General features: G+C 71.7%; 22 protein-coding genes. 11 read left to right on the top strand and 11 right to left on the bottom strand.

Features of this window, described 5'->3' with window-relative positions; genetic code table 11:
- Positions 1-110: 110 nt before the first annotated feature.
- Positions 111-767, top strand: coding sequence for a hypothetical protein (locus tag AC07B0_RS10005; RefSeq protein ID WP_478863536.1), 657 nt, complete (start codon positions 111-113; stop codon positions 765-767).
- Between the two features lie 14 nt (positions 768-781).
- On the opposite strand, the gene AC07B0_RS10000 is transcribed toward AC07B0_RS10005, so the two are convergent.
- A complete protein-coding gene (locus tag AC07B0_RS10000; protein ID WP_478863535.1) occupies positions 782-1,960 on the bottom strand; it encodes a THUMP-like domain-containing protein in 1,179 nt (392 codons plus the stop codon).
- A gap of 90 nt (positions 1,961-2,050) precedes the next feature.
- Here AC07B0_RS10000 and AC07B0_RS09995 point away from each other — a divergent pair, with 90 nt between their 5' ends.
- Positions 2,051-2,992, top strand: a complete 942-nt coding sequence (locus AC07B0_RS09995) for a polysaccharide deacetylase family protein (RefSeq protein ID WP_478897526.1) — start codon at positions 2,051-2,053, stop codon at positions 2,990-2,992.
- Positions 2,993-3,009: 17 nt separating this feature from the next.
- Positions 3,010-3,873 (top strand): polysaccharide deacetylase family protein, encoded by an 864-nt coding sequence (locus tag AC07B0_RS09990; RefSeq protein ID WP_469376920.1) that lies wholly within the window; start codon positions 3,010-3,012, stop codon positions 3,871-3,873.
- Positions 3,874-4,968: 1,095 nt separating this feature from the next.
- Here AC07B0_RS09990 and AC07B0_RS09985 read toward each other — a convergent pair.
- The 5 genes from AC07B0_RS09985 to AC07B0_RS09965 form a co-directional block, all read right to left on the bottom strand.
- Positions 4,969-6,366, bottom strand: a complete 1,398-nt coding sequence (locus AC07B0_RS09985) for an FtsW/RodA/SpoVE family cell cycle protein (RefSeq protein ID WP_356870958.1) — start codon at positions 6,364-6,366, stop codon at positions 4,969-4,971.
- Positions 6,354-7,589 (bottom strand): LCP family protein, encoded by a 1,236-nt coding sequence (locus tag AC07B0_RS09980; protein WP_469376403.1) that lies wholly within the window; start codon positions 7,587-7,589, stop codon positions 6,354-6,356. The genes AC07B0_RS09985 and AC07B0_RS09980 overlap by 13 nt, the downstream gene beginning before the upstream one ends.
- Positions 7,590-7,669: 80 nt before the next feature.
- A complete protein-coding gene (locus tag AC07B0_RS09975; protein WP_469376404.1) occupies positions 7,670-9,085 on the bottom strand; it encodes a sensor histidine kinase in 1,416 nt (471 codons plus the stop codon).
- Positions 9,078-9,758 (bottom strand): response regulator transcription factor, encoded by a 681-nt coding sequence (locus AC07B0_RS09970; protein WP_356870952.1) that lies wholly within the window; start codon positions 9,756-9,758, stop codon positions 9,078-9,080. The genes AC07B0_RS09975 and AC07B0_RS09970 overlap by 8 nt, the downstream gene beginning before the upstream one ends.
- 33 nt (positions 9,759-9,791) lie before the next feature.
- Entirely contained in the window at positions 9,792-10,307 is a 516-nt protein-coding gene (locus AC07B0_RS09965; protein WP_469376407.1) for a hypothetical protein, read from the bottom strand.
- A gap of 293 nt (positions 10,308-10,600) precedes the next feature.
- Here AC07B0_RS09965 and groES point away from each other — a divergent pair, with 293 nt between their 5' ends.
- Together groES and groL are read left to right on the top strand one after the other, a co-directional pair.
- Positions 10,601-10,909, top strand: a complete 309-nt coding sequence (gene groES, locus AC07B0_RS09960) for a co-chaperone GroES (RefSeq protein WP_030230757.1) — start codon at positions 10,601-10,603, stop codon at positions 10,907-10,909.
- Positions 10,910-11,027: 118 nt separating this feature from the next.
- Positions 11,028-12,656, top strand: coding sequence for a chaperonin GroEL (groL, locus tag AC07B0_RS09955; protein ID WP_478897523.1), 1,629 nt, complete (start codon positions 11,028-11,030; stop codon positions 12,654-12,656).
- Between the two features lie 68 nt (positions 12,657-12,724).
- Here the strand turns inward: groL and AC07B0_RS09950 are convergent, their stop codons facing one another.
- Positions 12,725-13,438, bottom strand: coding sequence for an ester cyclase (locus AC07B0_RS09950; protein WP_469376409.1), 714 nt, complete (start codon positions 13,436-13,438; stop codon positions 12,725-12,727).
- An 84-nt stretch (positions 13,439-13,522) separates the two neighbouring features.
- A complete protein-coding gene (locus AC07B0_RS09945) occupies positions 13,523-14,296 on the bottom strand; it encodes an SDR family NAD(P)-dependent oxidoreductase (RefSeq protein WP_356870944.1) in 774 nt (257 codons plus the stop codon).
- 193 nt (positions 14,297-14,489) lie between these two features.
- On the opposite strand from AC07B0_RS09945, the gene AC07B0_RS09940 reads away from it, so the two are divergent.
- On the top strand, positions 14,490-15,389 hold the full coding sequence (locus tag AC07B0_RS09940; RefSeq protein WP_356870942.1) for a LysR family transcriptional regulator: 900 nt from the start codon (positions 14,490-14,492) through the stop codon (positions 15,387-15,389).
- Positions 15,390-15,650: 261 nt separating this feature from the next.
- Here the strand turns inward: AC07B0_RS09940 and AC07B0_RS09935 are convergent, their stop codons facing one another.
- The gene (locus AC07B0_RS09935) at positions 15,651-15,977 is read right to left on the bottom strand and encodes a WhiB family transcriptional regulator (protein WP_356870940.1); all 327 of its coding nucleotides are present in this window, start codon (positions 15,975-15,977) and stop codon (positions 15,651-15,653) included.
- A gap of 380 nt (positions 15,978-16,357) precedes the next feature.
- Here AC07B0_RS09935 and AC07B0_RS09930 point away from each other — a divergent pair, with 380 nt between their 5' ends.
- The 4 genes from AC07B0_RS09930 to AC07B0_RS09915 all read left to right on the top strand — a co-directional run bounded on the left by AC07B0_RS09930 (position 16,358) and on the right by AC07B0_RS09915 (position 20,934).
- Complete coding sequence (locus tag AC07B0_RS09930; RefSeq protein ID WP_003948568.1) at positions 16,358-16,969, top strand: response regulator transcription factor; 612 nt, start codon at positions 16,358-16,360, stop codon at positions 16,967-16,969.
- Positions 16,970-17,339: 370 nt separating this feature from the next.
- Positions 17,340-17,969, top strand: a complete 630-nt coding sequence (locus AC07B0_RS09925) for a sigma-70 family RNA polymerase sigma factor (protein WP_356870938.1) — start codon at positions 17,340-17,342, stop codon at positions 17,967-17,969.
- Between the two features lie 192 nt (positions 17,970-18,161).
- A complete protein-coding gene (gene guaB, locus AC07B0_RS09920; protein WP_356870936.1) occupies positions 18,162-19,661 on the top strand; it encodes an IMP dehydrogenase in 1,500 nt (499 codons plus the stop codon).
- A gap of 148 nt (positions 19,662-19,809) precedes the next feature.
- Entirely contained in the window at positions 19,810-20,934 is a 1,125-nt protein-coding gene (locus AC07B0_RS09915) for a GuaB3 family IMP dehydrogenase-related protein (RefSeq protein ID WP_356870934.1), read from the top strand.
- Positions 20,935-21,011: 77 nt separating this feature from the next.
- On the opposite strand, the gene AC07B0_RS09910 is transcribed toward AC07B0_RS09915, so the two are convergent.
- Both AC07B0_RS09910 and AC07B0_RS09905 read right to left on the bottom strand, forming a co-directional pair.
- Positions 21,012-21,512 carry a hypothetical protein gene (locus AC07B0_RS09910; protein ID WP_356870932.1) on the bottom strand — a complete coding sequence of 167 codons (501 nt, stop codon included), beginning with the start codon at positions 21,510-21,512 and terminating at the stop codon, positions 21,012-21,014.
- Positions 21,513-21,702: 190 nt separating this feature from the next.
- Positions 21,703-22,932, bottom strand: a complete 1,230-nt coding sequence (locus tag AC07B0_RS09905) for a nucleotide sugar dehydrogenase (RefSeq protein ID WP_469376414.1) — start codon at positions 22,930-22,932, stop codon at positions 21,703-21,705.
- A gap of 288 nt (positions 22,933-23,220) precedes the next feature.
- On the opposite strand from AC07B0_RS09905, the gene AC07B0_RS09900 reads away from it, so the two are divergent.
- Entirely contained in the window at positions 23,221-24,927 is a 1,707-nt protein-coding gene (locus AC07B0_RS09900) for a glycerol-3-phosphate dehydrogenase/oxidase (protein ID WP_356870929.1), read from the top strand.
- Positions 24,928-25,437: the final 510 nt, after the last annotated feature.

Genomic DNA, 25,437 nt, shown 5'->3' with positions numbered 1-25,437 from the left:
GGGGCGCCCGGCGCGGGCGGAAGCGGCCCGCGGCCCCCGGACCTGCGGCTGGAGCGGTGGTCGAAGGGGACTCCGGCGGGCCTGGACCGGCTGCCGCTATGGTCATGCGCATGCCTAGCCGCGACCTCCCGCCCCCGCCGCCGCCCGCGCACCTGCGCGAATGGCTGGACGAGAGCGCCGTACGGGCCGACCGCGCGCGCTTCCTCGCGGACCTCGGCCGGCGCAGCATGGGCCTGGGGCGGCTGCTGCTCCTGTGGGCCGTCGCCGCGCTCTTCGTGGTCGGCTGGACCTTCGTCGGCATGGCCGTCACCGCCTTCGAATCGGGCGACCCCCTCTCCTGCTTCTTCGGTTTCGTCTTCGGCCTGATCGGGCTGGGCGTGCTGGTGCCGGCCGGGCTCTGGTTGGCCTGGGGCGCCCGGCGGGAACGGCACCTGGGCAGGCTGCTGTGCGCCTGGGCCGAGGCGGCCCGGGACCCCGCCGCCGACGGCCGGCTGCGCGCCCCCGCGCGGAGCCTGGTGTGGCTGGCGGCGTCGCTCGCGGTGGGCGGGGCCGGGCTCTGGGTGGCCTTCGCGGCCGCGGCCGGGGCGCGGCCGGGCGACACGTACGGCGAGGTCGCCTACTTCATGGGGGTCGGCATGATCCTGTGGATCACCGGCCTGCTCGGGCTGGCCAAGGCGGGCGTGCACCAGCGCTGGGTGGCCCGCTCCTTCCGCCCGGTCCCGGGCGCGGCCCCGGCCCGGCCGGCGCTCTCCGACACGCGGGGCTGAGCGGCCCGGGCCCGCTACGCCACCGGCGCCGGCGAGCCGATCAGCATCGAGGGGGCTCCCGCCACCCGCGTCAGGAAGACCGTCGCCGAGTTCGGGCCCTGCGGCTTCACCTTTCTGCGCAGCTCCTCCGGCTCGATGGCCGACCCGCGCTTCTTCACCGTCAGGATGCCGACCTCGCGCTCGCGCAGCAGCGCCTTCAGCTTCTTCAGCCCGAACGGGAGCACGTCGGTGATCTCGTACGCCGTCGCGTACGGCGTCGGACGGAGCTCGTCGGCGGTGACGTAGGCGATGGTCGGGTCGATGAGCCGGCCGCCCACCGCCTCGGCCACCTCGGCGACGAGGTGGGCGCGGATCACGGCGCCGTCGGGCTCGTAGAGCCAGCGCCCGACCGGGCCGGCCTCCGGGTCCGGCAGCGGGTCGGTGGTGTGCAGCCGGCGCGGGCCGGGCAGCAGGGTCGCGCGCACCGTGCCGGGCTCGGTCCCGAACCACAGCACGGCTTCCTTCACGTCCCCGTGATCGGAGATCCACTCCGCCTCGGCCTCCGCCGGGACCGCCTCGTGCGGAATCCCGGGGGCGATCTTGAGGGCCGCGTACTTCGCCGTACGGGCCGTCGCCACGGCCCACGACAGCGGCGGCGAGTAGGACTCCGGGTCGAACACGCGGCCGCGGCCGCCCCGGCGCGCGGGGTCGATGAACACGGCGTCGTACCCGGACACGTCCACGTCCGTCACGTCCGCCTCCCGGACCTCGATCAGGTCCGCCAGCCCCAGCGCCTCGGCGTTGGCCCGCGCGACGGCCACCGTCAGCGGGTCGACGTCCACGGCCAGCACCCGGATCCCGAGCCGGGCCAGGGCCAGGGCGTCCCCGCCGATGCCGCAGCACAGGTCCGCGACGCTGCGTACGCCGAGCTCCGCGAGCCGGCCCGCACGGTACGAGGCCACCGGCGCGCGGGTCGCCATCTCCCCGCCGCCGGGCGTGAAGTACATCCGGAACGCGTCCTCGGCCCCGAACTTCGCCACCGCACGCTGCCGCAGCCGGGCCTGCCCCAGCGCGGCCGACACCAGGGGCGCGGGGTGCTCGCGGCGCAGCCGGGTCGCCAGGGCCAGCTCCTGGGCGGGGTCGTGGTCGCGGAGCGAGTCGAGGAGCGCGCGGCCCTCTGGGGTGAGGAGCGCGGCGAAGTCTTCGGGGGTCACCGCACCATTGTGGGCCAGTCGGTGGAAGGGCGGAGTCCGGCCGTGGTGTCGACGACGGTACGGCTTTGTCCGATGTAAAGATCCGCAGCTATGCAGCTAGTACGACAAAAGGGAAAGACTGCGCACTTGGGTCACCGGTCCGCGGTACGTCCGCGCGGCCGGTACGGGGTGGCCGCGGCCGCGCTGCTGGTGGCCGCCCTCGGAACGGGATGCGGCGCCGGTGAGTCGGCGCCGGCCAAGACGAAGCCCGGCCAGGGAGCCGAGGGCCCCGCGGCCGGCGCGGCCGGCAACCACGCCGACCGCCTCAAGGCCGCCCAGCAGGCCCGGATCGCCGCCGCGAAGAAATGGGGCCTGGCCAAGCTGCCCCTCGCGGCGCCGGCCGGGCCCAAGGAGAAGCCGGAGATCAGCACCCGCGACGGCTTCGAGGTCGAGGACCAGGAGAACCTGCCGCCCGTCTTCACGACCGTCCCGACGGAGGACAAGGTCGTCTTCCTCACGGTCGACGACGGCGCGGAGAAGGACCCCGAGTTCATCAGGATGATGAAGGAACTGAAGATCCCGTACACGGCGTTCCTCAGCGACTACATCGTTCGCGACAACTACCCGTACTTCAAGGAGATGCAGGCCGCCGGCGTCACCTTGAACAACCACACGCTCAACCACCGCTACATGCCCGCGCTGTCGTACGAGAAGCAGCGCCAGGAGATCTGCGGCCAGCAGGACACGATCCAGAAGCAGTTCGGCAAGCGGCCCACGCTCTTCCGCCCGCCGTACGGGAACTACAACCAGGACACGCTCATCGCGGCCAAGTCCTGCGGCATCAAGGCCGTTCCCCTGTGGAACGCCGAGGCCTTCCCGAACCGGATGGACTACCGCGAGTGGGACCGCGACCTCCACCCCGGGGACATCATCCTCACGCACTTCCGGGGACGGGAGGACTGGAAGGGCACGATGCCTGACATGATCCGTCATGTCATGAAGACCGTCACGGACAAGGGGTACGCCGTGGCCCGCCTGGAGGACTACCTGTGAAGTACGCGCGTCGGCTGATGGCCGGGACGCTGACGGCCGGCGCGCTCGCGTTGTCCCTGACGGGGTGCGGGAACAGCGTGGATCCCATCGAACGGCTCGGCCGCAAGGCCACGCAGGACGGGGCGACCCCGACGGCCTCCCCGTCCGCCTCCGCCACGCCCCCCGCCCACGCGGGCGGCGCGGCGTCGGACGAGGCGTACCGCAAGTGGGGGCTGACCGCCCCCGTCCAGTACGCGCCCAAGCCCGACCGCAAACCCCAGCTGCCGAAGGCCGCCCCGGGCAAGGCCGCGGTGGTGGACCGAATACCCGTCGCGCCGCAGGACAAGGTCGTCTTCCTGACCTTCGACGACGGCGCGGAGAAGGACCCGGAATTCCTGCGGATGGCGGCCGACCTCAAGCTGCCGATCAGCATGTTCCTCACCGACAACGTGGCCGCCGCGGACTACGGACACTTCGAGAAGCTCCGCGACAACGGCTCCGGCAGCACCATAAACAACCACACCCTGACCCACCCGAACCTCCGGACCCTGCCCTTCGCGGCGCAGAAGAAGGAGATATGCGGCCAGCAGGACCGCCTGGAGAAGCGCTTCGGACAGCGCCCCCCGCTCTTCCGGCCGCCGTTCGGCAACTACAACGACGACACCCTCAGGGCCGCCTCCGAGTGCGGAATCACCTCGGTCGTCCTGTGGCGCGCGTCGATGCAGATCAACGACTTCCAGTACGCCGAGGGCTCCGCCCTCAAACCGGGCGACATACTCCTGGCCCACTTCCGCGGCCCGTCGGAACTCAAGGGCGCGACGGAAACCCAGATGACCACCCGCATGCTGCGCAGCATCCAGGAACAGGGCTACAGCATCGGGCGCCTGGAGGACTACTTGTAGTGGGGGTGGGGGCTGGGCGGGGTGGGCGGTCGGGGTCGGGGGGCGGGGGGGTTCTAGCTGGTCCGGATCGGGGAGGGTTTGGTGGTTTCCCGTCAGTCTCATCGTCTCTCCGGGGTGGACCGGTCCCTCAAGGGCGCTCCTCCTTCGTCGTCGCGTCGCTTCGCGATGGCCTTCGGCCACCCTTGACCGACCGGCCCACCCCGGAAAGCCGAAGACAGCCGGGAACCCCCCAAAAGAACGGTCACGGGGAAGAGGGGGAGGAGCGGGTCTCTCAGGGACGAGACGACGGGCCGGGGGTCGGTAGGCCGGGCACACGGCCCCCTCGCGGCCCCTTCCGGGACCGGGCTCCTGGCTTACCCACCCGAAATGACGACCAGATCAGCCTGGCGTGCAGTCAGGCGCGCGTGAGATCGCTACGCGCTTCTCTCGGCTTAGCGTCCGGCGACCGTCTGGGGCTGGACATAGACCGCCCACACGGCCTGCCCATCACCCTTGACGTGCGGCTACCGCCCGCCTGTACTCCTGTGGCGACAACCCCCTGGCAGAAAAGACCCCAGACTGCCCGTGAAAGTGACCACGGCCGGTCGTCGGTCGCTGAGACGACACCGGGGAACAGGTGCCTCCTGCGGTCTATGTCCAGCCCTAGACGGGCCGCTGACGCTAAGCAATGAGGAGCGCGTAGCGATCAGATGCGCCTGACTGCACCCCAGGACGTTGTGGTCGTCATTTCGGGTGGGTAGGGCTCGGGTCTGGTCCCGGAAGGGGGCGCGAGGGGGCCGTGTGCCCGGCCTACCGGCCCCCGGCCCCTCGGCTCATCGCTGACGGGGCCGCTCCTGTTTATCCGTCCCCGTGACCGTTCTTTTGGGGGGTTCCCGTCGGTCTTCGGCTTTCCGGGGTGGGGCGGTCGGTCAAGGGTGGCCGAAGGCCATCGCGTAGCGACGCGAACGAAGTGAGCGCCCTTGAGGGACCGGTCCACCCCGGAGAGACGATGAGACTGACGGGAAACCACCAAACCCTCCCTGACGCGGACCAGCTAGGACCCCGCCGCCCCCCGACCCCGACCGACCGACCACCCCACCTCCACTCCCGCCCCCCTCACCCCACCCCGACCCTTGGGGTGAGTGTGGTTTCGGCCGGGTCGCGGGCGTCGGCTTCGCGTTGGCGTTCCGCGCTGTCGCTGATGCGGAGGAGGAGGGCGATCATGATCCAGTTGGCCAGGAGGGACGAGCCGCCCTTCGCCAGGAAGGGGAGGGCCTTGCCGGTGAGGGGGATCAGGCCCGTGACGCCGCCCGCGACCACGAAGACCTGGAGCGCCAGGGCCGCAGCCAGGCCCACCGCCAGCAGCTTGCCGAACGGGTCCCGCGCGGCGAGCGCCATCCGCAGCCCGCGCTGCGCGAGGAGCGCGTAGAGCAGGATGACGGCCATGACCCCGGCCAGGCCGAGTTCCTCGCCCACCGTGGTCAGGATGAAGTCGCTGCGGCCGGCGAAGGCGATCAGTTCGGGGTGGCCCATGCCGAGGCCGGTGCCCGAGACGCCGCCCGTGCCGAAGCTGAACAGGGCCTGGGCGGACTGGTCGGAGTTGATGCCGGGCGGACGGTTCTCCCAGTAGTACGAGAGCGGATTCAGCCAGGCGGCCACGCGCGCCTTGACGTGGGGCTCGGTCGAGCCGACCACGAAGGCGCCCACGGAGGCCATGAGCAGGCCGCACACGATCCAGCTGGTGCGTTCCGTGGCGACGTACAGCATGACGACGAAGACGCCGAAGAAGATCAGCGAGGTGCCCAGGTCGCGCTCGAAGACCAGGACCAGCATCGAGACGATCCACACGGTGATGATGGGACCGAGCTGGCGCATCGGGGGCAGCCGCATGCCGAGGAACTTCCGGCCGGTCAGCGCGAGCGAGTCGCGGTGGACGACCAGGTAGCCCGCGAAGAAGACGGCGATCATGATCTTCACGAACTCGCCGGGCTGGAGCGAGAAACCGAAGAGCTTGATCCACCGCTTCGCGCCGTAGGTGTCGGCGCCGAAGAACGCCGGCGCGATCAGCAGCACCAGCGAGCCGGCCATCGTGATGTAGATGAACCGCTGGAGCAGCCGGTGGTCGCGCAGCAGCGCCACGACGAGGAGGCAGGCGGCGACCCCGACCACCGTCCACATCAGCTGGCCGGGCGCGTTCGCGTCCGAGTTGTACCGCTCGATGTACCCCTGGTCGAGCCGGTGGATCAGCACCAGCCCGAGCCCGGTCAGCAGCATGGCCAGCGGGAAGACCAGCGGATCCGCGTACGCCGCGAACCGCCGGATGCCCAGGTGCCCGACCAGGGACAGCAGGGTCATGCTGATCGTGAAGCTGGTGAGGTGCTGCGGCAGCTCGCCGTTCATGGCCAGCCCGGCGCTCACATGGCCGAAAACGGCGATGCCGACGACGAGGACGAGCAGCAATGCTTCGGTGCGTCGGCGGGCGCCCGCCGACGTCAGGGGCCTCAGTCCACGCACGGGACGCCGCCGCCGTCGATGCTGCCCTTCTGCGGTCCGGAGGGCTGCGGCGGCTCGGCGGCCGGCGGAGGAACGGCGGAGCTGCCTGGTGACGGGGCCCCCGGTGACGGGGCCCCCGCCGATGAGGACGTGGCGCCCGGTGCACTCGGGGTCGCAGTGGTCTGGGGACCGATCTGCTCGGCAATAAGGCGCTTTATCTTCATATCATCTACGACGTTGATGTCCTCCCCATGGTTCCTTCCGAACCCCTCGACGGGGAGTGTCGTGAATTGCACTTCGCCCCCGGACAGGTTCTTCGCCTGCTTCACGAACGACAGCAGGTCCCATCCCGCGTCCGTCACCACGTCCTGTTTCGCCGTGTCGATCAGCTTGACCAGCTTCACCGGATCCGTGAAGGTCCCGGCCGAGTTCAGCTTCTGCGTGGCGCCCGCCAGGAAGGCCTGCTGCCGCTTCGTCCGGTCGAGGTCGCCCATGGTCAGCCCGTGCCGCTGCCGTACGAAGGCCAGCGACTGCCTGCCGTCGAGCTCCTGCCGGCCCGCCGGGAAGTCGGCCCCCGACCAGCGGTCCTTCACCGGCTTGTTCAGGCACACCGGGACCCCGCCCAGCGCGTTCGCGAGGTGGTAGAAACCGGCCAGGTTCAGTTCCGCGAAGTGATCGACCGGTACGCCCAGGAAGTTCCGTACGGTGTCGATCTGCGCCCGGCGCCCCGCCTCGCGGCCCTCCCGCTCCAGCCGCCGCCGGTCCTTGACGCCCTGGGCCGCCAGCTGGTCCTCCTTCGCGGACTTCGCCAGCCCGTACGCCTTCTTGATCTTGTCCTTGCCGTGCCCGGGTATCGCGACGAAGTCGTCGCGCGGGATCGAGAAGGCCTTCGCCCGGCTGCCGTCGCCGGGCACGTGCAGCAGGATCATGGTGTTCGCGTTGTAGCCGCCGATGTCGGAGCTGCCCGCGTGCAGCTTGTCGAGCACCTCTTCCGGCAGCGGGTCGCCGTTCTGGTCGCGGCGGCTGTCCAGCCCCATGAGCAGGATGTTCGCGTCGCCGTGCGCCGACTTCTCGGCGCCCTCCAGGGCCTTGGAGCTGCCGATGCTCGACACCAGGTCCCGGTAGACGTACCAGGCGGTGCCGCCCGCCATCACCGTCAACGCGCAGCCGGTGATCAGCAGCGTGCGGCCGATCCGGCGCGGTGAGGGCTTGCGGCGGCTGGTCTTCCTCCGTTGCGCGCTCATGCCCACCGATGCTGGCGCAGTCCCGCTGAAGGAATCCTGAGGATCCCCGCGGCCAGGGGCCCTGCGGGCGGCCGGGGCGCTCAGCCGCGCCCCGCCGGGATGCGCAGCTGGAGCCGCGCGCCCCCGCCCCGCGCCGGCAGCGCGCGTACGTCGCCCCCGTGCGCCCGCGCGATCTCCCGGGCGATGGCCAGGCCCAGCCCGGTGCCGCCGCCGGCCCGGCCCCGGTCCGCGTCCAGCCGTACGAACCGCTCGAAGATCCGGTCCCGGTCCGCCTCCGGGATCCCCGGACCGTCGTCCACCACCTCCAGCACCGCCCAGTCGCCGCCCGCCCGCGCCCGGACGACGACGCCGCCGCCGGCGTGGCGCAGCGCGTTGTCCACCAGGTTGGCCAGGGCCCGCTCCAGCCGGGCCGGATCCCCGTACGCCGGTACGGGCACCCCCGCCTCCAGCCGCAGCGGCACGCGGGGCGCGGGCCGGCGGGCCGCGTCCTCGGCGGCCAGCAGCGCGAGGTCGACCGGCTCGGGCCGGGGCGCCGGGCCGCCGTCGAGGCGGGCGAGCAGCAGCAGGTCGGCGGCGATCCGCTGGAGGCGCTCGGTCTCGGCCAGCGCGGCGGCGACCGACTCCCGGTCGGGCCGCTCCATGGCCAGGGCCACCTCCAGCCGGGAGCGGACGGCGGCGAGCGGGTTGCGCAGTTCGTGGGAGGCGTCGGCGGTGAACTGCCGCTGCCGCGCGTCGGAGCGCTCCAGCCGGTCCAGGGTGTCGTTGACGGTCCGGGCCAGCTGCGCGATCTCGTCCGCGCCACCCGGGTCGGGGACGCGCCGGTCCAGCTCGCTCGCGGTGACGGCGGCCAGCTCGGTACGGATCGCGGTGGCGGGGCGCAGCGCGTGCCCGGTGACCCACCAGGCCAGCGCGGCGGCGAAGGCGATCAGCGGGGGTGCGCCGGCGAGGAGACCGGCGGCGATGGCGCGGGTGGCGTCGTCGACGTCGCCGAGCACGGTCATGGCGTAGACGACGTGCGGAGCGCGTTCCCCGGCCGGCCGGGCCGCCCCGGCCGCGTCCGGCGCCGCTGGAGCCCCCGCCCCCGCCCCCGGCGCCGCCACCACGACCACCACGCGCCGCTGCCCGCCGGGGTGCGCGGGCGGGAGCACCGCCGAACGGGCCTCTGAGCCGGAGCCGGTGCCGGAGCCGGGGAGCAGTGCGCCGAAGTCGGGGGCGTCCTTCGGGTCCCCGCTGGCGGCGACGGTCCGCCCGGCCGCGTCGCGTACGAGGACCAGGTCGACGCCGCCCTCGGGCGCGGGCAGCCGGCTCCCGGGCGGCCCGGAGCCCGCGTCGAACAGGGCGGCGGCCTTGCGGGCGGCGAGTTCGGTGCGGCCGGTGGTGTTGTCGAGGAGGTTGGCGCGGAGCACGGTGTGCAGCCACAGCCCGCCGACGGCCAGGACGGCGGCCATGGCGAGGGCGGCGGCCAGGGCGGTGCGGGCCCGGAGGCTGCTAACCACCGTCGGGCGCCATCCGGTAGCCGGTGCCGTGGACGGTGAGGATGGAGCGGCGGCCGAAGGGGGCGTCGATCTTCTTGCGCAGGGAGGAGACGTACACCTCGACGATGTTCGGGTCGATGCCGTGCGGGGCGTCCCAGACCTCGTCGAGGACGTCCTGTTTGGCGACGGCCCGGCCGGGCCGTCGCATCAGGCAGGCGAGCACGCCCAGTTCGCGGGCGGTGAGTTCGATCTCCCGGGTGCCGCGGCGGCAGCGCCGGTCATGGGGGTCGAGGACCAGGTCGCCGGCCTGGAGCACGGTGGGCTCGGGGGCGGCGGCCCGGCGGGCGAGGGCACGCAGGCGCGCGCCCAGCACCACGAAGGAGAACGGCTTGGTGAGGTAGTCGTCGGCGCCGGCGTCGAGCCCGTCGGCCTCGTCGTGCTCGCCGTCCCGGGCGGTCAGCATCAGGACGGGGGTGGGGTCGCCGTGGGCGCGCATCCGGGTGCAGATCTCGTGGCCGCCGAGGCCCGGGAGCATCAGGTCCAGGACCACGACGTCGTACGGTCCGCCGGTGAGGGCGAGGTCGAGGCCGCGGTGTCCGTCGTGGGCCACCTCGACGCGGTGGCCGTCGGCGGACAGGCCCTGCCTGAGGGATTCGGCCAGGTTCTCTTCGTCTTCGACCACCAGGATGCGCACCGGTCAAGCGTCACATACCGGGCGGGAACGTCCTCAGGCCGCCGTCGGCTCCGCGGGAGCCGGAGCCGGAGCGGGGTTCGCCGCGGCCGGGCGGCGGGAGTCGCGGACGTGCCGGGCGATGGAGGTGACGTTCCAGACGGCGAAGCCGAGGCAGAGCAGTCCGGTGGCGCCGGGTATCTGCCAGGCCCTGGGGTCGGCGGAGACGATCTCGGTGGCGTCCGGGCCGCTCGCGACGGTGTCGACGGGGGCGGTGGGCGGGGCGTCGAAGGTGGTGTCCACCGAGACCCGGCCGAGAGAGAAGGAGCCGTCCGCGGCGGTGAAGGAGCCGCTGCACATCACGCTCTTGTCGTCTTCGTCGCGCGCGTCGTACGGGGTGCAGGAGACGGCGGTGAACGAGCCCTCGACGCCGGTCAGCTGGGTCGTCATCCGGGGGATGACGAAGTAGAGCAGGATCACCGTGCCGGCGACGGAGATGACGGTTCCGTACAGGCGTCTGAAGCCGATGCCGCGCGCCGCGGCGCCCCGATCCGCCCCCGTTGAAGTGTTCATGATCGGGATACTAGTGTCCGTCAGACCACTGGAACAGGGGGATTTCTGAGCCCCTCAAAAGCCTCTGACCAGCGGCGGGACAGGAATCTGACGGCCTGTTCCGTCCAGCTCCGGTGGAGCGTGTTGGCACTCCGCTTGACCGAGTGCTAATCGCCGGAATAGTCTCGCACCTGGCACTCGCCCCTGGTGAGTGCCAACACAGCGACAGGCAGGTCCGGCACCCGCGACGACGGATCGACCTGGTCGCCACCTCAGACAGTTAACCCCGGATCTCCGAAGGGGGAGGTCGGATCGTGACGACCGCCAGCTCCAAGGTTGCCATCAAGCCGCTTGAGGACCGCATTGTGGTCCAGCCGCTCGACGCCGAGCAGACCACGGCCTCCGGCCTGGTCATCCCGGACACCGCGAAGGAGAAGCCCCAGGAGGGCGTCGTCCTTGCGGTCGGTCCGGGTCGCTTCGAGGACGGCCAGCGTCTCCCGCTGGACGTCAGCGTCGGCGACATCGTGCTGTACAGCAAGTACGGCGGCACCGAAGTGAAGTACAGCGGCGAGGAGTACCTCGTCCTCTCGGCTCGCGACGTGCTCGCGATCGTCGAGAAGTAAGCACCACCGGTACTTCACGTTTTGCTTTGAGCTGCGCCCCTGGTCACCCCGCTGATTGCCGGGCGGCGAGGGGCGCAGTTCGTTAAACCCGAGTTTTCGAGAGGGCTGAACCGCTCCCATGGCGAAGATCCTGAAGTTCGACGAGGACGCCCGTCGCGCCCTCGAGCGCGGCGTCAACAAGCTTGCCGACACGGTCAAGGTGACGATCGGCCCCAAGGGCCGCAACGTCGTCATCGACAAGAAGTTCGGCGCCCCCACCATCACCAACGACGGTGTCACCATCGCTCGCGAGGTCGAGCTGGACGACCCGTACGAGAACCTGGGCGCGCAGCTCGTGAAGGAGGTGGCGACCAAGACCAACGACATCGCGGGCGACGGCACCACCACCGCCACCGTGCTGGCCCAGGCGCTGGTCCGCGAGGGTCTGCGCAACGTCGCCGCGGGTGCTTCCCCGGCCGCCCTGAAGAAGGGCATCGACGCCGCGGTCAAGGCCGTGTCCGAGGAGCTCCTCGCGACCGCCCGCCCGATCGAGGACAAGTCCGACATCGCCGCCGTGGCCGCGCTCTCCGCGCAGGACTCGCAGGTCGGCGAGCTCATCGCCGAGGCGATGGACAAGGTCGGCAAGGACGGTGTCATCACCGTCGAGGAGTCCAACGCCTTCGGCCTGGAGCTCGAGTTCACCGAGGGCATGGCCTTCGACAAGGGCTACCTGTCGCCGTACATGGTGTCCGACCAGGAGCGTATGGAGGCCATCCTCGATGACCCGTACATCCTGATCCACCAGGGCAAGATCTCCTCGATCCAGGACCTGCTGCCGCTGCTGGAGAAGGTCATCCAGGCCGGCGCCTCCAAGCCGCTGCTGATCATCGCCGAGGACGTCGAGGGCGAGGCGCTCTCCACCCTCGTCGTCAACAAGATCCGCGGCACCTTCAACGCGGTCGCCGTCAAGGCCCCCGGCTTCGGTGACCGCCGCAAGGCCATGCTCCAGGACATCGCCACCCTCACCGGTGCGACCGTCATCGCCGAGGAGGTCGGCCTCAAGCTCGACCAGGCCGGTCTGGACGTCCTGGGCTCCGCGCGCCGCGTGACCGTCTCCAAGGACGACACGACCATCGTCGACGGCGGCGGCAACTCCGCCGACGTCGCGGGCCGCGTCAACCAGATCAAGGCCGAGATCGAGTCCACGGACTCCGACTGGGACCGCGAGAAGCTGCAGGAGCGCCTGGCGAAGCTCGCCGGCGGCGTCTGCGTCATCAAGGTCGGCGCCGCCACCGAGGTGGAGCTCAAGGAGAAGAAGCACCGCCTCGAGGACGCCATCTCGGCGACCCGCGCCGCGGTCGAGGAGGGCATCGTCTCCGGCGGTGGCTCCGCGCTCGTCCACGCCGTCAAGGTCCTGGAGGGCAACCTCGGCCTGACCGGCGACGAGGGCACCGGCGTCTCCGTCGTCCGCCGCGCCGCCGTCGAGCCGCTGCGCTGGATCGCCGAGAACGCCGGCCTCGAGGGCTACGTCATCACCTCGAAGGTCGCCGAGCTCGACAAGGGCCAGGGCTTCAACGCCGCCACCGGCGAGTACGGCGACCTGGTCAAGGCCGGCGTCATCGACCCGGTCAAGGTCACCCGCTCCGCGCTGGAGAACGCCGCTTCCATCGCCTCCCTGCTGCTCACGGCCGAGACCCTGGTCGTCGAGAAGCCGGCCGAGGAAGAGGCCGACGCCGGTCACGGCCACGGCCACGGTCACAGCCACTGACCGCACGCACCACGCCGAGGAGGCCCCGTCCCGCAGCCGCGGGGCGGGGCCTTCCCCGTGATGCGGCCTCAGGACCCGTACGGGGAACCCGATCCGCCCATCTGCCGTTGCAGGGAGCCGGGGTTGTAGTGCCACCAGCCCTCGATGATCTCCCCGTCCAGGCAGCGGAACGTGGTGCTCCCGGACATCTCGTACGTCTTCCCGGACGGTGCGACCCCCATGAACGGGCCCTTGGCGTGGGTGCCGCGCCAGTTCCACACCGTGGTGACCATGTCGCCCTCGGCCAGCCGGGCCACCGGCTCGAAGGTCATGTCGAAGGCCGAGCGCCAGGTCTCCACATCGGCGCGCATGGCCTCGCGTCCGATGACGGTGCTCTCCTCCTTGCTGGCGTCGTGGTCGATGTAGTTCGTCGCGAAGCACTCGTCGAGGACGGTCATGTCCCCGCCCATGAGGGCCTCCTGGAACACGCGCTCGACGAGCTGCTTGTTGAGGTGCTCGTCCCGGACCACGTCGAGGTTCACGAACTTCGGCATGCCCTCGCAGAGGGCCACCATCTCCTGGAACATCCGGTCCGTCTCGGGCAGGTGCGAATTGCGCATGGCGTCCTCGTACGAGGGGAACTCCACCATGTCCACGTAGTGGGTCCGCGCGTCCCGGTCCTGGCCGATCATCGTGTGCGTGGCGGTGCGCCTGCCGCTGCTCTGCTCCGCCCAGCGGTCGATGAGCGCGTTCATCTCGTCGAACCGCCTGGTTTCGTAGTCGATCACCTGTACGAATGTCATCGCGTCGCCTCCCAGGCCGGATGGAACACGTCCATTTTAGGGAGATTTCGCCCGGATGGCGGGTTTACCGACGAGTCGGACGGCTTACTGGGGACCGTACTTGCGGCCCGTACGGGACGACACGCCGCCGAGCAGCCCGCGCGGCGTCAGCTTCACGACGCCCATCAGCGCCTTGTACCGCGGGTCCGGGATCGACACGGTCTTGCCGCGCGCCAGGTCGGCCAGCGCCGCGGCCACCAGCTTGTCGGCGTCCAGCCACAGCCAGCCGGGGATGTTGTCCGTTCCCATGCCGGCCCGCTGGTGGAACTCGGTCCGTACGAAGCCGGGGCACAGGGCCATCAGCCGCACCCCGGAGCCCGCCAGGTCCTTGGCCGCGCCCTGGGTGAACTGCACGACCCAGGCCTTGCTGGCCCCGTAGGTCCCGCGCGGCACGAACGCCGCCACCGAGGCCACGTTGACGACCCCGCCGCGCCCGCGCTCGCGCATCGAGGCGGTCGCCGCCGAGGTCAGCCGCAGCACCGCCTCCACATGCACCTTGATCATGGCCAGCTCGTCGGCCATGGAGACTTCGAGGTAGCGGCCCTTGTTGCCGAAGCCGGCGTTGTTGACCAGCAGGTCCACCGGGTGCGTACGGTCCTCCAGGCGGGTCTCGACGGCCGAGATGCCCTCCTCGGTGGACAGGTCCGCGGCCAGTACCTCGGCCTCGATGCCGTGGCGGTCGTGCAGCTCGGTGGCCTGCTCGGCCAGCCGCTTGGTGTCGCGGGCCACCAGCACGAGGTTGTGCCCCTGGGAGGCGAGCCGGCGGGCGAAGGCGGCGCCGATGCCCGCCGTGGATCCCGTAATCAACGCAGTCGTCATAGGCGCAACCTAGCCGCCCGGGTCGGGGGGTGTCCCGTGGGGCGGGGCCGGTGTTGGGCCCGGCCCGCAGAACCCCGGCGCCTCCGCTACCCACCGTGCCGGGGCGGTGCTTCCAGAGCGAGCCCCGCCCCGGCCGCTCAAAGGGACAGGCCCGTACGGGCGTCACGGTCAAAGCCTGGCTTATGCTCAAGGGGTGATAGAGGCACGTCATCTCCGCGTCCTGCGCGCCGTCGCCGGGACCGGCTCCTTCTCCGCCGCCGCACGCGAACTCGGCTGCACCCAGCCCGCCGTCTCCCAGCAGATGAAGGCCCTCGAACAGTCGGCGGGCACCCCGCTGCTGATCCGTACGGGCCGCGAGATGCGGCTGACGCAGGCCGGTGAGGCCCTGGTACGGCACGCCGCCGGGATCCTGGCCGGGCTGACCGCGGCCGAGGAGGAAGTCGCGGCCATCGCCGGCCTGCGCGCCGGCCGGGTACGGCTCGTGTCCTTCCCCAGCGGCAGCTCCACCCTGGTGCCGACCGCGCTCGCGGCGATGCGCGCCGCACACCCCGGTACCCGCATCTCGCTCGTCGAGGCCGAACCCCCGCGGTCGGTGGAGATGCTGCGCGAGGGCGACTGCGACCTGGCCCTGGCCTTCCGCTACGGCGGAGCATCCGGTTCCGCGGCCGAGTGGGAGGACCTCGTGGTCACGCCGCTGCTCACGGACCGGCTCGTCGGGCTGGTCCCGGAGGGGCACCGGCTGGCGGGCGCGGAGCGGGTGGGCATGGCGGAACTGGCCGACGAGCCCTGGATCGCGGGCTGCCCGCGCTGCCGCCGCCATCTGGTGGAGGTGTGCGAGGGGGCCGGCTTCACCCCGCGGATCGATTTCGCCACCGACGACTACCCGGCCGTGGTCGGCCTGGTCGGCGCGGGGCTCGGCGTCGCGGTGCTGCCGGAGCTGGCGGTGGAGTCCGTACGGGCGAAGGGCGTCAGCACCCTCGCCGTGGAGCCGGCCGTCGAGCGGGAGGTCGTGGCCCTGACGCTGCCGGACCTCGCGCGGGTGCCGGCCGTGGCGGCGACCCTGGGCGAACTGGCGCGGGCCGCCACGCGCTGACCGGACGCGGCGGTACGGCCGAACGCGTGACGTGCCGGCCCGGGGCGGGTCCCGGGGGCCGGGATTCGGCACCGATGGTTCCGGCGCCGATGGTTCCGGCACCGGGGACTCCGGTACCGAGGATCCCGGTACCGAGGGGGCCCGCCGGCCGGGCCGGGCTGAGCCGGGCCGACCGGCGGGACGTCCCCGGGCGACGGTGCGGTACGCCGGGGCGGGCCCACGGATCCGAAGAAACGTTCCTTCGGCTCTTTCGCGGGGCGGTCAGTGCGGAGCGATCGGTCCGATCGCGGTGGACGCCGGGATCAGGCGGTGGCGGGCGCGGCCCATCAGCTCCTCGCGTTCGTCCTCGGTGAGGCCGCCCCACACCCCGTAGGGCTCGCGGACGGCGAGTGCGTGCGCGGCACATTCCGCACGCACCGGGCATCTCATGCAGACCTCTTTAGCCGAGGCCTCGCGCGCGCTCCTGGCCGCGCCCCGCTCGCCTTCCGGATGGAAGAAGAGGGAGCTGTCGACCCCGCGGCAGGCAGCGAGGAGCTGCCAGTCCCAGAGGTCGGCGTTCGGTCCGGGGAGGCGGGAGAAATCTGCCATTGGTAGTCCCTCTTGGTGCCGGTACTGAGGCGGATACGGTCCATGTCTCCACACCTACTGTCTGAGTAGATGTAAATATGACTCATTGGGAATCTAGCCTCAGACACGTGCCAAACGGAAGGAAAGCCGCCAAATAGGGCATAGCTCCAGATGGAGGACACGCCCCTCGTGGCTCCGACGCCGTGATCGCTTCCTCACGTAGAGTGCCGAAGGTGTCCGTCCGACCCGTAACTCTTTCGAGTGACCATCGTTGAGAGTGCGAAGGCGGTTGAACCAAGAAGTTCTCGGACAGGTGTCCGGGGATATCGACCGCACAGGTGACGATACGTACCAGCCTGGAGGCTCAAGGTGACGCGCATCAGCAGCTGCGGAGGGCGGTCATGACATCCGTCCTCGTCTGCGACGACTCCCCGCTTGCCCGAGAGGCGCTCCGTCGCGCGGTTGCCACCGTGCCCGGCGTCGAGCGTGTGACGACGGCTGCCAACGGCGAGGAAGTCCTCCGCCGCTGGGGTGCCGACCGATCCGACCTCATCCTGATGGATGTCCGGATGCCCGGCCTCGGCGGTGTCGAGACGGTCCGCCGGCTCCTCTCCGCCGACCCCGGCGCCCGCATCATCATGCTGACGGTCGCCGAGGACCTGGACGGCGTGGCCCTCGCGGTCGCCGCCGGAGCCCGCGGCTACCTGCACAAGGACGCCTCGCGCGCCGAACTGCGGGCCACGGTCACCCAGGCACTCGCCGACCCGACCTGGAGGCTGGCCCCGCGCCGGCTGCGCTCGGCCGAGATGGGCGCCGCGCCCACCCTCACCGCGCGCGAGATCCAGGTGCTGGAGGGCATGAGCCACGGCCGGTCCAACGCGGAGATCGGGCGCGAGCTCTTCCTCTCCGAGGACACGGTCAAGACCCACGCCCGCAGGCTGTTCAAGAAGCTCGGCGCCTCGGACCGGGCGCACGCCGTGGCGCTCGGATTCCGCTGGGGCCTCGTCCGCTGACCGCGAGGCCGGTGGACGGCTGTCGAGAGCGGTCCCGTCCGCCACCGGCGGGCGGGGCGGCGCTTTCCCGGCCGCCCCTCCGGAAGGCGCCCCCTCCAGGGTGGCGCCGCCCCGCCGCCCATGTCCCGCCGAACCCGGTGCGCAGCCGGGGATTGGCGGGGCACAATCGGGGGGACGTGTCGCTTCGGGCGCGATGCCGCATGCTTGAGGTGTGCCGCATTCTGGGAGACGTGCAGTCCTCGGGGAAGATTCGGGCCGAGCGGAGGGGAGGGTGCAGGAGATGACGTCCGGCGCACCCGCTCATAACGCTTCGATGCACAACACGGACCGTGGTGCCGCGAATCCACCGGCGCCAAGGCACCATGGATTGATGCGCGACGACGAGGCCCTGGGGTCACCCGCGGCCACAGGCCCGACCGGCGCCGCCAAGGGCGGCAGTGCCGGGGCCGTCAGCGCGCTCGTGCGCCGCGCCGTCGACGGCGACGAACAGGCCACGCACGACCTGCTCGCCTTCGTGCACCCCCTCGCCATCCGCTACTGCCGCACCCGCCTGTCGCGGCTCCCGGGTGACGCTCGTCACTTCGTGGAGGACCTGGCGCAGGAGGTCTGCGTCGCGGTCCTGATGGCGCTCCCCCGCTACCGGGACACCGGGCGCCCCTTCGAGGCCTTCGTCTTCGCCATCGCCGCGCACAAGGTCGCCGACCTGCAGCGCGCCGCGATGCGCCACCCGGGCAGCACGGCCGTGCCCTCCGACGAGATGCCGGAGCGGCCGGACGACTCCCTGGGCCCGGAGGAGCGGGCACTGCTCAGCAGTGACGCCGCCTGGGCCAAGAAGCTCCTCGCCAACCTGCCCGAGAACCAGCGCGAGCTGCTGGTCCTGCGGGTGGCCGTCGGTCTGACCGCGGAGGAGACCGGGCAGATGCTCGGGATGTCCCCGGGCGCGGTGCGCGTCGCGCAGCACCGTGCGCTCAGCCGGCTCCGCGCCCTCGCGGAGCAGTAAGCCGAGCAGTAAGCACCAAGCGGTGAGCGCTCCCTCCCTCCGGCGGACCGCGCCGCGATCTGCCGTCCCCCGCCGTCCCGCGCGTCGTAGGAAACAACGAAACTTCCGCTCGGCCTTGGTCGTGGAATGAGACGCGTCGGGATCCCGTTAGCATGGACATCCGCGCTGAGCAAGACCATTTGGGAAGGTGTCATGACCGCCGACGGAGTGCCCGACAAATTCGCCACGCTCGGACTGACCTACGACGACGTGCTGCTGCTGCCGGGCGCGTCGGACATGTCGCCTGACGCGATCGACACCTCTTCCCTCATCTCGCGCAACGTCCGTGTGAACGTTCCGCTGCTGTCCGCCGCCATGGACAAGGTCACCGAGGCCCGCATGGCCATCGCGATGGCCCGCCAGGGCGGCGTCGGCGTACTGCACCGCAACCTGTCGATCGCCGACCAGGCCAACCAGGTCGACCTGGTCAAGCGCTCCGAGTCCGGCATGGTCACCGACCCGATCACGGTCCACCCCGACGCGACGCTGCGCGAGGCCGACGAGCTGTGCGCGAAGTTCCGGATCTCCGGCGTCCCGGTCACCGACCCGGCCGGCAAGCTCCTCGGCATCGTCACCAACCGCGACATGGCCTTCGAGTCGGACCGCAGCCGCCAGGTGCGCGAGGTCATGACCCCGATGCCGCTGGTCACCGGCAAGGTCGGCATCTCCGGCGTGGACGCCATGGAGCTGCTGCGCCGCCACAAGATCGAGAAGCTTCCGCTGGTCGACGACTCGGGCATCCTCAAGGGCCTCATCACGGTCAAGGACTTCGTCAAGGCCGAGAAGTACCCGAACGCCGCCAAGGACAAGGACGGCCGCCTGCTCGTCGGCGCGGCCGTCGGCGTCGCCGGGGACGCCTACGAGCGCGCCCAGGCCCTGATCGAGGCGGGCGCCGACTTCATCGTCGTCGACACCGCCCACGGCCACTCCCGCCTCGTCGGCGACATGGTCGCGAAGATCAAGTCGAACTCCACGGTCGACGTCATCGGCGGCAACGTCGCCACCCGCGACGGCGCCCAGGCCCTGATCGACGCCGGCTGCGACGGCATCAAGGTCGGCGTCGGCCCCGGCTCCATCTGCACCACCCGCGTCGTCGCCGGCATCGGCGTCCCGCAGGTCACCGCGATCTACGAGGCCTCGCTCGCCGCCAAGGCCGCGGGCGTCCCCGTCATCGGCGACGGCGGCCTCCAGTACTCCGGCGACATCGCCAAGGCGCTCGTCGCGGGTGCCGACACGGTGATGCTCGGCTCGCTGCTCGCCGGCTGCGAGGAGTCCCCGGGCGAGCTGCTCTTCATCAACGGCAAGCAGTTCAAGTCCTACCGCGGCATGGGCTCGCTCGGCGCGATGCAGTCCCGCGGTGACCAGCGCTCCTTCTCCAAGGACCGCTACTTCCAGGAGGGCGTGGGCGGCGACGACAAGCTCATCCCCGAGGGCATCGAGGGCCAGGTGCCGTACCGCGGTCCGCTGTCGGCGGTCGTGCACCAGCTCGTCGGCGGCCTGCGCCAGTCGATGTTCTACGTCGGCGGCCGCACCGTCCCCGAGCTCCAGGACCGGGGCCGCTTCGTCCGCATCACCTCGGCGGGCCTCAAGGAGAGCCACCCGCACGACATCCAGATGACGGTCGAAGCGCCGAACTACAGCCGCAAGGGCTGAAGCGCGTGAGGTGAGGGGCGGACCCGGCGGAGCAGCCGGGTCCGCCCCTTCGCCGTGTCCGCGTACGTCCGTACAGCGGTCACCGAAACGCAGTCCTCCGCCCGTCGGGGATACTGGACGGGCAGACCCAGAGGAAAGGCCACCACACGTGACTGAGATCGAGATCGGGCGCGGCAAGCGCGGCCGCAGGGCGTACGCGTTCGACGACATCGCCATCGTCCCGAGCCGGCGTACCCGGGACCCGAAGGAGGTCTCGATCGCCTGGCAGATCGACGCGTACCGCTTCGAGCTCCCCTTCCTGGCCGCCCCCATGGACTCGGTCGTCTCCCCGCAGACGGCGATCCGCATCGGCGAGCTCGGCGGCCTCGGCGTGCTGAACCTCGAAGGCCTGTGGACCCGCTACGAGGACCCGCAGCCGCTGCTGGACGAGATCACGGAGCTCGACGAGGAGGCCGCGACCCGCCGCCTCCAGGAGATCTACTCCGCGCCGATCCAGGCGGACCTGATCCGCCGGCGCATCAAGGAGGTGCGCGACTCGGGCGTCGTCACCGCCGCCGCGCTCTCCCCGCAGCGCACCGCCGAGTTCTCCAAGGCCGTCGTCGACGCGGGCGTGGACATCTTCGTGATCCGCGGGACCACGGTCTCCGCCGAGCACGTGTCGGGCGCCGCCGAGCCGCTGAACCTCAAGCAGTTCATCTACGAGCTCGACGTCCCGGTCATCGTGGGCGGCTGCGCCACCTACACCGCGGCCCTGCACCTGATGCGCACCGGCGCCGCGGGCGTCCTGGTCGGCTTCGGCGGCGGCGCCGCGCACACCACGCGCAACGTGCTCGGCATCCAGGTCCCGATGGCTACCGCCGTCGCGGACGTGGCCGCGGCCCGCCGCGACTACATGGACGAGTCCGGCGGCCGCTACGTGCACGTCATCGCCGACGGCGGTGTCGGCTGGTCCGGCGACATCCCGAAGGCCGTCGCCTGCGGCGCCGACGCGGTGATGATGGGCTCCCCGCTGGCCCGTGCCACCGACGCGCCCGGCAAGGGCAACCACTGGGGCATGGAGGCCGTCCACGAGGACGTGCCGCGCGGCAAGAAGGTCGACCTCGGCACGGTCGGCACCACCGAGGAGATCCTCACCGGCCCGTCGCACACCCCGGACGGCTCGATGAACATCTTCGGCGCGCTGCGCCGCTCGATGGCCACCACCGGCTACAGCGAGCTCAAGGAGTTCCAGCGGGTCGAGGTCACGGTCGCGGACTCGCAGCACCGCCGCTGACCGCCTTTTCCGTACGTACGCCGGAGGGCCGGCACCCCGCTCGGGGTGCCGGCCCTCCGGCGTTGCGCTCGTTCGGGTCAGCCGGCGGCGCCGGCCTTCCTGGCCGCTCCGAAGGCGAGGGCGGCGCCGATCACCGGGAAGGCGTAGTCCGTCACCTCGGCGGACTTCCGCCAGATGCCGGCCAGGCCGCCGATGCCCTGGTCGGCGAGGACCTCGGTCAGCCCGGCCGCGTTCACGTCGGCGATGACGAACGCGATGAAGAGCAGCTGGCCGAGGTGGAGGGCGCCGAGCGAGAGGACCGCGCTCACGACGGGCAGCAGCGGGCTGCGCCCGCCGGCCTTCCCCGCGGCGAGGCCGACGAGCAGGCCGACGGCGACGGCGGCGTAGCTCGCCTGGCGGTCGATGGAGTAACCGATGGCGCTGTACGCGACGGCCCCGGTCAGGGCGGTCGCGAAGGCGGCGGCGAGGCCGAGGCCGAGGCCGCGCGGGACGGCGGCCGGGAACGGCGTCGCGGCGGTCGAAGCGGTGGGCGCGGTGGCGCGGGACACGGACGTGGGCGTCTGGTAGCTCTGGGACATTCGGAAATCCCCCCCCAGGGATTCGTACGCGCGTGGGTCCTTCGGTCATAAGCGCGTGATAAGTGACGCCGCAGGCTAACAGGGAGCACTGACATCGCACGGGGGTATTTCGCGCGCCCGACCGAGTCGGGGCAGGACGTGACCGGATAGGGATCGTGCCGTGATCTGAACGGATCGGCGGGGTGCCGGTTCAGAGCCGGTGGGCCGTCCCGGCCGGGCTGGCGCCCCGGGTGTCGAGGAGCAGCTGGGCCTTCACGGCGAGACCTTGCAGGTCGTACGTGCGGTGGTGCTGGAGCAGGATCGTCAGGTCGGCGTTGGCGGCCGCCTCGTACAGCGATTCGGCGCGCGGGACGGGCCGGTCCCGGACCCGCCAGCCGGTGATGTACGGGTCGTGGTAGCTGATCAGGGCCCCGAGGTCGATGAGACGGCTGGCGATCTCGCGGGCCGGGGAGCCCTCCTGGTCGGCGAGGTCCGGCTTGTAGGTGACCCCGAGGAGCAGGACCCGGGCGCCGCGGGCGGATTTGCCGTGCTCGTTCAGCAGGGTGGCGGAGCGCTGGATGACGTACTGCGGCATCCGGTTGTTGATCTCCTGGGCCAGGCCGATCATGCGGAGCGGGTGACCCGGGGTGCGGGTGGTGTGGGGGAGGTAGTTGGGGTCGAGGGGGACGCCGTGGCCGCCGACTCCGGGGCCGGGCCGGAAGGCCTGGAAGCCGTAGGGCTTGGTTTCGGCGCAGCGGATGACGTCCCACAGGTCGACGCCGAGGTCGTGGCACAGGACCGCCATCTCGTTCATGAGGGCGATGTTCACGTGCCGGTAGTTCGTCTCCAGGAGCTGCACGGTCTCGGCCTCGCGCAGGCCGCGGGCGCGGACCACCTTCTCCGTCAGCCGGGCGTAGAAGGCGTGCGCGGACTCGGTGCAGGCGGGGGTGAGGCCGCCGATGACCTTGGGGGTGTTGGCGATGCCGTGGGTGCGGTTGCCCGGGTCGAGGCGGCTGGGGGAGTAGGCCAGGTGGAAGTCGCGGCCGGCGCGCAGCCCGGACCCCTCTTCGAGGATCGGCCGCAGGTAGTCCTCGGTGACGCCCGGGTGGGCGGCGGACTCCAGGATCACGGTGGTGTGCGGGCGCAGCCGGGCCGCGAGGGTGTGGCCGGCCTCGCCGACGGCGGAGAGGTCGAGCGCGCGGTCGGCGCCGAGCTGGGTGGGGGCGCAGATGACGGCGGTGCGGACCCGGCCGAGCTCGGCGGGGTTGGTGGTGATCCGGAAGCCGGCCGCCGACATGCGGCGGATCTCGGCGGCGGTGAGGGTGCTGTCCGTGGCCGGACCGCTGTCGTAGCCGACGGTCTCGATTCCGGCGGCGACGGCCGCCTGGGCGAGGGGGAGGCCGAGGTGGCCGAGTCCGATGACGGCGAGATCTGCGGGCATGGGGGGCCGTCCCTTCCCTTTCCCTGACGTGAGGGGGCGGTGCTTGCTCGTCCGGTGGACAACGGGGGTCCCGAGCCCGACAGGAGCTGGCGCTATGTCAGACTAGGCGTATATATGACAGATATGTCGCATTCTGGGGTGGTGGTCGCCGTTGTGTTGTCCACAGGCGGTGGCTGATGTGGGTGCGGCCGGTCAGAATCGTGAACGGGGGACGTGGGCGGGACCGCCCGCACCGAGCGGATACGGCCCGCGCCGAGCGGGTACGGTCCGCACCAACGGGAGGCAGCCGTGAGGACAGCGACACTGGGACCGGCACAGCGCGCCGAGGCGCTCGCCCGGATGGCCGAACGGGAACTGGACGTCCTGGTCGTGGGCGCGGGCGTGGTCGGCGCCGGCACCGCGCTGGACGCCGTGACCCGGGGCCTGTCGACGGGGCTGGTGGAGGCGCGGGACTGGGCCTCCGGCACGTCGAGCAGGTCGAGCAAGCTCATCCACGGCGGGCTCCGCTATCTGGAGATGCTCGACTTCGCCCTCGTACGGGAGGCCCTGAAGGAGCGCGGCCTGCTGCTGGAGCGGCTCGCCCCGCACCTGGTCAAACCGGTGCCGTTCCTGTACCCCCTCCAGCACAAGGGCTGGGAGCGCCTCTACGCCGGCTCGGGCGTCGCCCTCTACGACGCCATGTCGGTCTCCAGCGGACACGGCCGCGGCCTGCCCACGCACCGGCACCTCTCGCGCAAACGGGCCCTGCGCATCGCACCGGCCCTGCGCAAGGACGCCCTGGTGGGCGCCCTCCAGTACTACGACGCCCAGATGGACGACGCCCGCTACGTCGCCACGCTGGTGCGGACCGCCTCCGCTTACGGGGCGCAGTGCGCCAACCGGGCGAGGGTGGTCGGCTTCCTGCGCGAGGGCGAACGGGTGGTCGGCGCGCGGGTGCGGGACGTGGAGGGCGGCGGCGAGTACGAGATCCGCGCGAAGCAGGTCGTGAACGCCACCGGGGTGTGGACGGACGACACGCAGGCGCTGATCGGCGAGCGCGGGCAGTTCCACGTCCGGGCCTCGAAGGGCATCCATCTGGTCGTACCGAAGGACCGGATCCATTCGAGCACCGGGCTGATCCTGCGGACCGAGAAGTCGGTGCTGTTCGTGATCCCGTGGGGGCGGCACTGGATCGTGGGGACGACGGACACGGACTGGGACCTCGACAAGGCGCATCCGGCGGCGTCCAGCGCGGACATCGACTACCTGCTGGAGCACGTGAACTCGGTGCTGGCCGTGCCCCTGACGCGCGACGACGTCCAGGGCGTCTACGCGGGCCTGCGGCCGCTGCTGGCCGGGGAGTCGGACGCGACGAGCAAGCTGTCGCGCGAGCACACGGTGGCGCATCCGGTGCCGGGGCTCGTGGTGGTGGCGGGCGGCAAGTACACGACGTACCGGGTCATGGCGAAGGACGCGGTCGACGAGGCGGTGCACGGGCTGGACCAGCGGGTGGCGGACTGCGTCACGGAGGACGTGCCGCTGGTGGGGGCGGAGGGCTACCGGGCCCTGTGGAACGGCCGGGCCCGGATCGCCGCCCGGACGGGGCTTCACGTCGTGCGGGTGGAGCACCTGTTGAACCGGTACGGCTCGCTGACGGAGGAACTGCTCGATCTCATCGCGGCGGATCCGGGGCTGGGCGAGCCGGTGTCCGGGGCGGACGACTACCTGCGGGCGGAGATCGTGTACGCGGCCTCGCACGAGGGGGCCCGGCACCTGGACGACGTGCTGACCCGGCGGACCCGGATCTCGATCGAGACGTTCGACCGGGGGACGCGGTCGGCGCGCGAGTGCGCGGAATTGATGGCTCCGGTGCTGGGGTGGGACAAGCAGCAGATCGAGAAGGAAGTGGAGCACTACGAAAAGCGGGTACAGGCGGAACGGGAGTCGCAGCGCCAGCCGGACGACCAGACGGCGGACGCGGCGCGGCTGGGGGCGCCCGACATCGTTCCGTTGTAACTCCGCGATGCGGAAGGCGGAACCGCAGACCCGGGGCGCCCGTCCGTTGCGGAGTGAGCAACAATGAGGTTTCTGCCGGGGCGGGTTACCGTGCCCCCTGGCGGCTGCCGGGGCAGCCGGGGCAGGCTGCACGATCGCAGAGGGGACGCATGTCGAAGCCGGAGCACACCGAGTCGCCCGCCGGGGCGCCTGCGGCGAAGCTGGATGGCGCGGACGAGGCTGCGTCTCCGGCGGTGTCGGAATCGCCCGGGACCGAGTCCGCGACGGCGCGAGGGTCCCTGCCGGGGTCCTCGCCGGACGCGGAGCCGGGTCCTGCGGCGGGCGCCGAGCGCGAAGCCGCCCAGGGCGTACCCGCCCCGAGGTCCGGATCCCGTACCGGATCCCGCACCACGGGCAGGAAGCCCCGCGCGGGGTCCGCCGGCGCGGGTGCGGGCGGCGCGAAGCCGGCCACCAGGCCGGTCGCCGCGGGCCGTGGCGGCGCCGCGAAGCCGGGCGCCGGGGCGACCGCCC

Source organism: Streptomyces sp. NPDC044704 (genome assembly GCF_056433525.1).
This window is presented reverse-complemented; position numbering and strand designations above follow the sequence as displayed.